The 444-nt window shown below is 52.0% G+C and carries 2 protein-coding genes; one reads left to right on the top strand and one right to left on the bottom strand.

The genetic code is table 11. The features are described 5' to 3' along the window. Positions 1-180: hypothetical protein (locus EN749_RS38445; RefSeq protein WP_210214779.1), on the top strand; the 180-nt coding region annotated here is incomplete at its 5' end. Here the strand turns inward: EN749_RS38445 and EN749_RS37155 are convergent. Further along, positions 172-444, bottom strand: a 273-nt coding sequence (locus tag EN749_RS37155) for a TraB/GumN family protein (RefSeq protein WP_189368081.1), incomplete at its 5' end; no start/stop codon positions are given. The two genes, EN749_RS38445 and EN749_RS37155, sit on opposite strands and share 9 nt — an antisense overlap.

Genomic DNA, 444 nt, shown 5'->3' with positions numbered 1-444 from the left:
TGCCAACAGCATACGCCTGACGTTTGTCTAAAAAATAGCACCATCTTGCGCAATAGTATTGGCAGTGATGGTCACTTTGAGCGACAATCGGCTCAACCGAAGGTCTCCTTCGGCATAATAAAAACGATGAAATTCCTCTTTGACGGGCCAATAGAAATATTGGCCATTTTTTTATTTTAACAGTGACGGCAAATTCCCTTCTCCGTACAATTGTAACTCCCCAACCGCCACCACGTAATGCCCCGCAGGTAACGCATGCAGCGTCTGCCGCCAGGCTTTGTTGCGCGCGTTCATCAGCACGTCGTACAGCGATTCGCTGAACGTCGACGGTAACGCCAGCTTACCGTCCTCAGGCGGCGCATCCAGCCACCAGCCAATCATGGTCTGCAGCAGGCGCGCGTTGGTGTGCCAGTGGGTCAACGTATCATCCAGCAGCATTAGACC

The sequence above is a fragment of the Mesorhizobium sp. M7A.F.Ca.ET.027.02.1.1 genome (genome assembly GCF_004022985.1).
Classification (GTDB): domain Bacteria; phylum Pseudomonadota; class Alphaproteobacteria; order Rhizobiales; family Rhizobiaceae; genus Mesorhizobium.
This window is presented reverse-complemented; position numbering and strand designations above follow the sequence as displayed.